The following is an 8,260-nucleotide window of genomic DNA, read 5'->3' as shown; positions in this document are numbered from 1 at the left end:
AGAAAGGGCTTCCGACGCGCACGCCGCAGGACACGGCTTCGTACTGCGACCTCGCGCCGCGGGACAAAGCCGAGAATATCCGGCGCGAAATCTGCCTGACCCTTAAGCAAATGGGGCTGGAGCCGGAAACCTCGCGCCACGAATCCGGTCCCGGCCAGCAGGAAATCGTGTTCCGCCACAGCGATATTCTCGCCGCGGCGGATAACCTGACGACGTTCAAAATCGCGGTGCAGACCGTCGCGGCGCGGAACGGGCTGTTCGCGTCGTTTTTGCCGAAGCCGGTTGAAGGCGCGAGCGGGAGCGGGCTGCACATAAACCTGTCGCTGTACCGGGACGGGAAAAACCTCTTCGCCTCCGAGGGCATTCCGCTGGAGTCCTCCGAGCAGCTTCTCCCTGAGGCGCAGTGGTTTATCGCGGGCATTCTGCGCCGGAGCCGCGAAATCACGGCGTTCCTCAACCCTCTCCGCAGTTCGTATGCGCGGTTCGGCGCGCCGGACGCCCCGCGCTATGTCAGCTGGGCGCCGGTGTTCCGCAGCCACCTCGTCCGAATCCCCGCCGCCACGGGGGAATACGCCCGAATGGAACTGCGCTCCCCCGACCCCGCCTGCAACCATTACGCCGCGCTTGCGCTGGTGCTCGCCGCCGGCATAGAGGGAATCCGCGACAGACAGGCGCTGCAGCCGCCGTCCGCCTTCGACGCGTGCCGCGCCTCCCCGGCGGAAACGGCCGGGCTTGAAAAACTGCCCGAATCGCTTGCGGAAGCGGCGGCGCTTGCGGAAACGAGCGAATTCGTCGCCCGCGTGCTTTCGGGCGAAACAACCCGCGCCTATATCCGCCTGCTGACCGACGGAAGCGAGCCGGAATTCGGGGAAATCTAGCGGAATGGACGCCGTGCTGATAGTCTCGAACACCGGTTCCACGCTCGGAATCATCGCCGACCTGCTCAAATCGCAGCCGCTGTCCCGAATCGTTGCGGCGCAGAGCGGGAGCGAGGCGCGGCGGCAGCTTATCGACGGCGATTTCGACCTGATTATCATAGACGCGCCGCTTGCCGACGAGCACGGGGAAGACGTGGCGCTCCGCGCGGCGGAAACCACGTCCGCCGGAATCATCGTGATTACTCAGGTAGAAACCCTGTACGACGTGAGCGCGGCGGTGGAGGACTCCGGCGTGTTCGTGCTGCCAAAGCCTGTCAGCCCGGAGTTTTTTTACCAGTCGGTAAAGCTCCTGTGCGCTTCCCGCAGCCGCCTTTTGAAGCTGGAAGCCGAAAACCGCAGGCTGTACGCAAAGCTCGAAGAAACCCGCGCCGTCGACCGCGCGAAGTGCGCGCTTGTCCGGCACCGCGGCATGACCGAGCCGCAGGCGCACCGCTATATAGAAAAGCAGTCTATGGACGCGCGCCAGAGCAAAACCGTTACCGCCGAAAATATCCTGAGGGTTTACGAAGCCTAGGTAGTGTGGACTAAAGCGGAGGAGATAAAATGGGAGGCATGAATGAAATATCCGCAGCAAGCTACGGATATTTCATTAAAATCGTCTTCGGCACCCTCAAACGTTAGCGAGGAATCGCTACGTGCTACGCAAAGTTCACCGTTTCCTTCATCATTGCTATTCATATCAGGTGTTTACATCCACTTTCAAGTCCACACTACCTAGGTAGCGCGGCAGACGCGCATAGGAGCGCCGCGCCTTATCGCTTTTCGTTTGCACGAATACTTCGTAACATAAATGCAATGCGACACTAGACAAAATTATTTTTTTTTGTTATTATTATTTTGTTCTATGGCGCCATGCCCAAGTGGTAAGGGAGAGGTCTGCAAAACCTTCATGCATCAGTTCGATTCTGATTGGCGCCTGTCTTTTATAAAATGCTGCTTCGGCGGTGTTTTCGGGCGAGAGGAAATTGCGTGCTGCTACGCGCGTAATGTAGTATAGCAAAAAAACCAGCCATTCTTCTTATACAAAAAAAATAATAACGCTTATGCTTCCGCGAAAGACGTTTGTTGCTTACTGCTACCAATAATAAATGCACATATCTGTCCCGCAAAATTCCGTTTCGCGTTCAGCGTGCGTATCTCCGCAGAGTCAAGAATGCTGCATTTACAGACTGCATATATGCCGTTATCCCTCCGGAAAAAGATACTTCATAAAAAAATAGCATACAGATATTCACGAAAACCATGAAACGATCGGGTGCATGTTTCCGCCGACTGGGTGCGTTTATCCGAAAGGCGAATCGCATATGACGGAGACGGGCTTGAAAGAAACGCTGGTTTCCCCGGCGGGGTACGGCAGCGACGAACCGATTGCGGCGATCGCTACGCCGCTTGCGCCGGCCGCGCTCGGCGTAATCCGCACGTCGGGAAAGGGCGCGGTCGCGCTACTCGCAAAGCTCTTTTCCCGCCCGCACGCGCTCGAAGCGGCGACATCGCGTTCGCTTGTGCACGGCTGGGTGGTCAACCCGGGGGGAAAGGCTATCGACGAGGTACTCGTCGGCGTGTTCCGCGCCCCGCACGGTTTTACCGGCGAAGACGCGGCGGAAATTTACTGTCATGGCGGCATTGCGGTAACGACCGCGCTGTTCCGCCTGCTCACCACGCACGGGTTCCGCGAAGCGCTGCGCGGCGAGTTTACCCTTCGCGCCTATCTCAACGGCAAAGTCGACTTGACCCGCGCGGAGGCGGTGCGCGAGATAATCGACGCGAAGACGGCGGAGGCGGGCGCTCACGCGGCGGAACGGCTTGCGGGTCGGCTCTTTGCCGAAATCGACGCGATAAAGCGGAAGTTCGTCCGGGCGCTCGCGGCAATAGAGGCGGAAATCGAGTATCCCGAAGACGAAAACGCACTTGTCAACTCATTCGACAGCGGCGCGCTCAAAGACGCGGAAACGCGGCTCGCGACGCTCTGCGGGACGTGGGCGGTGGAAAAAGTGTATCAGGAAGGGCTGCGCGTGGTGCTTGCGGGCAAGACGAACGCCGGAAAGTCGAGCATATTCAATATGCTGGTAAAGGAAGAGCGTTCTATCGTGTCGGCGGAGCCGGGCACGACGCGCGACTGGGTTGAAGCGCAGGTGTCGTTCGGCGGCATTCCCGCGCGGCTGTTTGACACCGCCGGAATCCGCGAAACCGCCGGCGAAATCGAGCGGGAAGGCATACGGCGCACCGAAAACCTCGTCAAAAGCGCCGACGTTACGCTGTATGTCGTCGACGCGGAGGCGGGCATGAACGCGGAAGACGCGGCGTTCCTGCGGGGAACCGCCGGTTCCGTCATTGCGCTCGTCAACAAAGCGGACAGGTGCGGCGCAGGGAGAGCGGAGTCGGTGTGCGCCGCACTGTCTGTACCGTCCGTTCCGTTCAGCGCGAAAACCGGCGAGGGGGTCGGAACGCTTGCCGACGCGGTATGGGCTATGGTATGCGGCGGGGGCGCGAATCCGGCAAGCAGGGGCGGCTTGGGGACGGAGCGGCAGAAGAAGGCGGCGGAATCGGCGCTCGACGCGGTGCGCCACGCGCTGGCGGCGCTGGAAAAGGGCTTCGCGCCGGACGCTGTCGCGGCGGATATAGAAGAAGCGCTGGATTTTCTCGGCGAGATTACCGGAGCGGTAACGCCGGAAAACATATTAGAGACCGTGTTTTCGCAGTTTTGTCTGGGGAAATGAATGAAAAAGAGCTATCGCCGGGCAACCGCGAAAGCGGTTTTCGCCGCGCTGTGCGTCTTCGCCTGCGTTTCGCCGCCGAACACGGGCGCCGGTACAGGTTGGAATCGGGGTTACGGGCAGAGCGTCAGCGTCGCGTCGGTTCCGTTCAGCGCGCAGCAAAAAGACGCGGCGGCGCACGGCGATATTCCGGTCGTCTCCGGCGAGGACGAACTGAACGCGCTTATCCAAACGCGGGCGGCGGCGCGGTATGCTGAATTCGCCGCCGACGCGGAAGCCAGCGAAGCCCTGCGCATGCAGTCCTCCGAAGCGGCGGCGGACAGACCGGACTACGCGTATAACGTCGCGTGGCAAGCCGGAAGGCTCGACGCCGAATATGTCTGCGTCCTGCTCGACGTGCAGTGGTATTCCGGCGGGGCGCACGGCAACGGCGCGGTCGAAACGCTCAACTGGGACCTGCGCCGCCGACGGCTGGTCTCACCGGAGGCGGCGGTCTGCCGCGCCGGATTCGATTCGCTCGCCGCTTTGGCGGAACGGGCGCGCAGCGAGCTGTCCCGAAGACTCAACCCCGGCGGGGACGCGGCACGCGACGAGTGGATTAGGGAAGGAACCGCGCCGCGGGCGGATAATTACCGGGCATTCCTGCTGGAAGACGACGGCGTCGCGTTTTACTTTCAGCGGTATCAAGTCGCGGCGGGCGTTTACGGCACACAGCGCGTCAAAATCAGCCGGGAAACCGGTATATCCGGCGGCTAAGACTTCCGCGCAAACCGGAAACGCGCCGGGTTGTGCACGGCTATCGGCTTGACCTATTCCAACCTTGAACAGACCTATTCAGTTTTTGCCGTAGCTTGGTGGACTCTTGCCGTAGCTTCGCCGCTTCGTTTTTTGAACAGAGTCCGCTCATCTGCCTGTGCAATGTTTCGTGTTCCTCTGTCGAAAACTATTTTTCCATATTACAGCCCTTCGCCAGTACCCGCGCGGTATAGCGAGTCGCAGTATTCGCAGCGGTATTCGGCGTTCTTTTTATCGGTCAGACAGAAAATGTGAGCGATATTCGTCTCGCTCGACGTAATGCACCGCGGGTTTTTGCAGCGGACGACGTTTTCCACGCGCTCCGGCAGCGACAGTCTGATTTTGTGCGCAATCGTTTCATTTTTAACCACGTTCACCGTGATATTCGGGTCGATAAGCCCGAGCACCGAATAGTCTATGCCGATGATGTTGTCGATTTTGATGATATCCTTCAACCCGAAGCGTTTGGAAGGCACGTTCATAATCAGCGCGGCGCAGTAATGCGCCCTGTTCAGCCCGAGCCAGAAAAAAATCTGCGGTCCCAGCCCCGCACGGATATGGTCAACCACCAGCCCGTTTTTAATCGTGTCTATGTTCAGCATTACAGCACTCCCGTGAGTTTGGCAATAAGCGCCATGCGGGTAAACATGCCGTAGCGCGCCTGCGCGAAATACGCCGCGCGCGCGTCGGAATCGACTTCGGGCGCAATTTCGTTGACGCGCGGCAGCGGGTGCAGCACAATCATATCCGGTTTTGCCCCTTTCATCTTCTCGCGGTCGAGGATATAGCTGTCTTTCAGGCGGACGTAATCCTGCTCGTTAAAAAACCGCTCGCGCTGCACGCGGGTCATGTATAAAATGTCGAGGTCGCCGATAACGTCCTCCAGCTTTTCGCATTCGGCAAACGCCGTGCCCGTTTTGGCGAACACGCCCTGCGTAATGTATTCGGGTATGGCGAGTTCTTTCGGGCTGACGAGCACGAAGCGGTTCCCGGGATAGCGGCTGAGCGCCTCGGCGAGGCTGTGCACGGTACGCCCGAACTTCAGGTCGCCGCACAGCCCGACGGTGTGCCCCGAAAAGCCGCCTTTGAGCGAGCGGATCGTGAGCAAATCGGTGAGCGTCTGCGTCGGGTGATGATGCCCGCCGTCCCCTGCGTTGATGACCGGTACGGCGCTGTAGCGCGAGGCGAGCAGCGCCGCGCCTTCTTTGGGGTTCCGCATTGCGATTATGTCCGCATACGCCGACACGGTGCGGACGGTGTCGGCAAGCGATTCGCCCTTCGCGGCGGAGCTGCTCGCCGAGTCGGCAAAGCCGAGGACGCTCCCGCCGAGTCGGAGCATTGCCGCCTCAAACGAAAGCCGTGTGCGGGTGCTCGGCTCAAAAAAAAGCGCCGCGAGAATCTTCCCGCGGCACACACCGGCAAAAGCGGCGGTATCGGCGAGCATTTTCTCCGCCGCGTCGCACAATTCGCTGATTTCGCCGAGCGTCAAATCGCTCGGCGAAATGATATGCCTTCCCAAAAGCATCGCGCCTCCATACAGCGTGCCCGCTCCTCAAGGCGTTATCGCGGGCAAGGCTCGCCAAAACGCTTCAAGCCGCGCGGCTATCGCGCGTATTCGACGACGCGCGTTTCGCGTATCATCGTTACCTTTATCCGCCCCGGATAGCGCAAATCCGTTTCGATTTGCTTTGCGATTTGTTTTGCCATATCTCTCGCGCCGCCGTCGGAGACCCGTTCATGGTTGACCAAAATCCGCAGCTCGCGCCCCGCCTGAATAGCATACGCCCGTTCGACTCCGGCAAACGATACGGCAACCGCTTCAAGGTTTTCGAGGCGCTTCACGTAGGTTTCCGCCGTGTCGCGCCGCGCGCCCGGCCGCGCCGCCGAAATCGCGTCCGCAATCTGCACGATGATCGCCTCAATGCTGTCCGATTCGATATCGCCATGGTGCGCGCCAACCGCATTTATGACGCGCGGGTCTTCGCCTATTTTCCGCGCCATATCCATGCCTATCTCGGCGTGGTTCTGGTCGGATTCGATTTTTGCGCCTTTCCCGATATCGTGGAGCACGGCGGCGCGTTTGGCAAGGTCTCGGTTCGCGCCGACTTCCGCCGCCAGCATTCCCGCAATGACTGCGGTTTCATACGAATGCCGCAGTACGTTTTGCCCATAGCTCGTGCGGTAATGCAAGCGTCCGAGCGCCTCAACGCCCTCCGGGCTTATGTTGTGAATGCCGAGGTCGAAAAGCACCCGCTCGCCTTCGTCGTATATGCGCTGCTGGATTTCTCCCGACACTTTCTGCACGATTTCTTCGATGCGCCCGGGGTGAATGCGCCCGTCCATAACAAGCCGCTCAAGCGACGCTTTCGCTATTTCCCGCCGCACCGGGTCGAAGCAAGATATGACCACCGCTTCCGGCGTATCGTCGACAATGAGATCTACGCCGGTAAGCGTTTCAAGCGCACGGACGTTGCGCCCCTCGCGCCCGATGATGCGTCCCTTCATGTCGTCGCTCGGCAGCGGGACCGTCGTTACGGTAATATCGCCCGTCGTTTCGCCGGCGATTCGCTGAATAGTCGTAACCAGAACGTCCCGCGCCTTTTTTTCGGCGGAAAGCAGCGAGTCCTGCTCGATTTTATTCAGCAGGGCTTGCGCGTCGTGCCGCGCGTCGTTTTCAAGGTCTCGGATAAGCAGCGTTTTCGCTTCTTCTGCGGAAAGCTCCGAAATCCGCTCCAGTTCTTTCCGGTAGCGCGCGTCTTCCGCCGCGAGAAATTCTTCGCGCTTTGCGGCGTCCTGCTCACGGGCCGCGAGAAATTCTTCGCGCTTTGTGACGTCCTGTTTGCGGGCGGTAAGAGCTTGTTCCTGCTTTTCCGCGTCCTGGGCGAGCCTGTCCAGTTTTTCTTCTTTTTCCCCAAGGCGCTGCTCGCGCTTCTGGATTTCGCCCTGCCGTTCTTTGTGCTCCCGTTCCTGCTGGTTCCGCTCTCGAATGAGTTGTTCTTTCGCTTCTAGTAAAATTTCTTTTTTCTGTATTTCCGCTTCCTGCGCGGCGTTCCGGGTAATCCGTTCCGCCCGCTGTTCGGACGCAGACAATTGAAATCTGGCATACAGCCAGCGAATAATCCACCCAAGAACTATTCCGGCAACCGGGAGGCTTGTCCATAACATTGCGTTCATGTCAAGATTCTCCTTCCTTTATGGAATGTTCAATATCTTTCTTTGCTCTACCGATATGAGGTTTCTCACCATACCACAAAAAGCGTTTTACTGTCAAACCGAAAATATCCGCCCGATTTGCGGGTCTCGCAGGCGCCTTATCCGCGGGACAGAGTCTCATCTCAAGGAAAGAAGCGTTTATAGACGCACGCAGGCTTGGGCGGCTGCCAGTGCTGTCGGCACGGGCGCTCCGTGAGTCCGCCACAGCACGGCTTGCGAAACGAGCGGATTGCGCGGTAAAATATCTGCGGAGGTTTCTCATCATGGATAGAATTGTAACATTCGGCGAAATCATGCTCCGCCTCAAGTCTCCGGGGCACGAGCGGTTCTTTCAGTCGCCGCTTCTGGAAGCGACATTCGGCGGCGGCGAGGCAAACGTCGCGGTCTCGCTCTCGCTCTTGGGCAAGCAGAGCGTGTTCGTTACCGCGCTGCCCGCAAACCCTATCGGCGACGCCGCCATAAATGAGGTGCGCCGCTACGGGGCTGACGTGCAGTTTGTCAGGCGGACGGCGGGTCGCGTCGGTGTCTACTACCTTGAAGTCGGCGCAATGCAGCGCCCGTCCGCCGTCGTCTACGACCGCGACTATTCGAGCATCTCGC

At 59.5% G+C, this 8,260-nt stretch carries 9 protein-coding genes and 1 tRNA gene; 6 read left to right on the top strand and 4 right to left on the bottom strand.

Annotated features, from left to right (window positions below; genetic code table 11):
- Together AWU74_RS02860 and AWU74_RS02855 are read left to right on the top strand one after the other, a co-directional pair.
- Window positions 1-878: type I glutamate--ammonia ligase (locus AWU74_RS02860; RefSeq protein WP_062327381.1), on the top strand; the 878-nt coding region annotated here is incomplete at its 5' end.
- A 4-nt stretch (window positions 879-882) separates the two neighbouring features.
- On the top strand, window positions 883-1,452 hold the full coding sequence (locus tag AWU74_RS02855; RefSeq protein WP_062327378.1) for an ANTAR domain-containing response regulator: 570 nt from the start codon (window positions 883-885) through the stop codon (window positions 1,450-1,452).
- Here the strand turns inward: AWU74_RS02855 and AWU74_RS11465 are convergent.
- Complete coding sequence (locus AWU74_RS11465) at window positions 1,449-1,616, bottom strand: hypothetical protein (RefSeq protein WP_187150802.1); 168 nt, start codon at window positions 1,614-1,616, stop codon at window positions 1,449-1,451. The genes AWU74_RS02855 and AWU74_RS11465 overlap by 4 nt on opposite strands.
- Before the next feature lie 168 nt (window positions 1,617-1,784).
- On the opposite strand from AWU74_RS11465, the gene AWU74_RS02850 reads away from it, so the two are divergent.
- The 3 genes from AWU74_RS02850 (at window position 1,785) to AWU74_RS02840 (ending at window position 4,408) form a co-directional block, all read left to right on the top strand.
- Window positions 1,785-1,856 (top strand) — tRNA-Cys (locus AWU74_RS02850).
- A 386-nt stretch (window positions 1,857-2,242) separates the two neighbouring features.
- Window positions 2,243-3,655 carry a tRNA uridine-5-carboxymethylaminomethyl(34) synthesis GTPase MnmE gene (mnmE, locus tag AWU74_RS02845; protein WP_062327376.1) on the top strand — a complete coding sequence of 471 codons (1,413 nt, stop codon included), beginning with the start codon at window positions 2,243-2,245 and terminating at the stop codon, window positions 3,653-3,655.
- Window positions 3,656-4,408: an RsiV family protein gene (locus AWU74_RS02840; protein ID WP_062327373.1), complete on the top strand. Its 753-nt coding sequence runs from the start codon at window positions 3,656-3,658 to the stop codon at window positions 4,406-4,408.
- 200 nt (window positions 4,409-4,608) lie between these two features.
- On the opposite strand, the gene AWU74_RS02835 is transcribed toward AWU74_RS02840, so the two are convergent.
- From AWU74_RS02835 to rny, 3 genes are all read right to left on the bottom strand, one after another.
- Window positions 4,609-5,049, bottom strand: coding sequence for an aspartate carbamoyltransferase regulatory subunit (locus tag AWU74_RS02835; protein WP_062327371.1), 441 nt, complete (start codon window positions 5,047-5,049; stop codon window positions 4,609-4,611).
- On the bottom strand, window positions 5,049-5,972 hold the full coding sequence (pyrB, locus tag AWU74_RS02830; RefSeq protein WP_062327368.1) for an aspartate carbamoyltransferase: 924 nt from the start codon (window positions 5,970-5,972) through the stop codon (window positions 5,049-5,051). Before pyrB ends, AWU74_RS02835 begins: the two co-directional genes overlap by 1 nt.
- A gap of 77 nt (window positions 5,973-6,049) precedes the next feature.
- Entirely contained in the window at window positions 6,050-7,621 is a 1,572-nt protein-coding gene (gene rny / locus AWU74_RS02825) for a ribonuclease Y (RefSeq protein WP_062327365.1), read from the bottom strand.
- 302 nt (window positions 7,622-7,923) lie between these two features.
- Between rny and AWU74_RS02815 the strand changes: the two genes are divergently transcribed.
- A partial coding sequence (locus AWU74_RS02815; protein WP_238580141.1) for a PfkB family carbohydrate kinase occupies window positions 7,924-8,260 on the top strand: 337 nt, incomplete at its 3' end.

Source organism: Treponema endosymbiont of Eucomonympha sp. (assembly GCF_001028545.1).
The sequence above is the reverse complement of the archived record's forward strand: the minus strand, read 5'-3'. Positions and strand labels throughout refer to the sequence as shown.

Excerpts from the sequence above, each read along its gene's own strand:
- AWU74_RS02855 (WP_062327378.1), top strand. The coding sequence starts at position 883 with ATGGACGCCGTGCTGATAGTCTCGAACACCGGTTCCACGCTCGGAATC.
- AWU74_RS02840 (WP_062327373.1), top strand. The coding sequence starts at position 3,656 with ATGAAAAAGAGCTATCGCCGGGCAACCGCGAAAGCGGTTTTCGCCGCG.
- AWU74_RS11465 (WP_187150802.1), bottom strand. The coding sequence starts at position 1,616 with ATGAATAGCAATGATGAAGGAAACGGTGAACTTTGCGTAGCACGTAGC.
- rny (WP_062327365.1), bottom strand. The coding sequence starts at position 7,621 with ATGAACGCAATGTTATGGACAAGCCTCCCGGTTGCCGGAATAGTTCTT.
- pyrB (WP_062327368.1), bottom strand. The coding sequence starts at position 5,972 with ATGCTTTTGGGAAGGCATATCATTTCGCCGAGCGATTTGACGCTCGGC.
- AWU74_RS02835 (WP_062327371.1), bottom strand. The coding sequence starts at position 5,049 with ATGCTGAACATAGACACGATTAAAAACGGGCTGGTGGTTGACCATATC.
- mnmE (WP_062327376.1), top strand. The coding sequence starts at position 2,243 with ATGACGGAGACGGGCTTGAAAGAAACGCTGGTTTCCCCGGCGGGGTAC.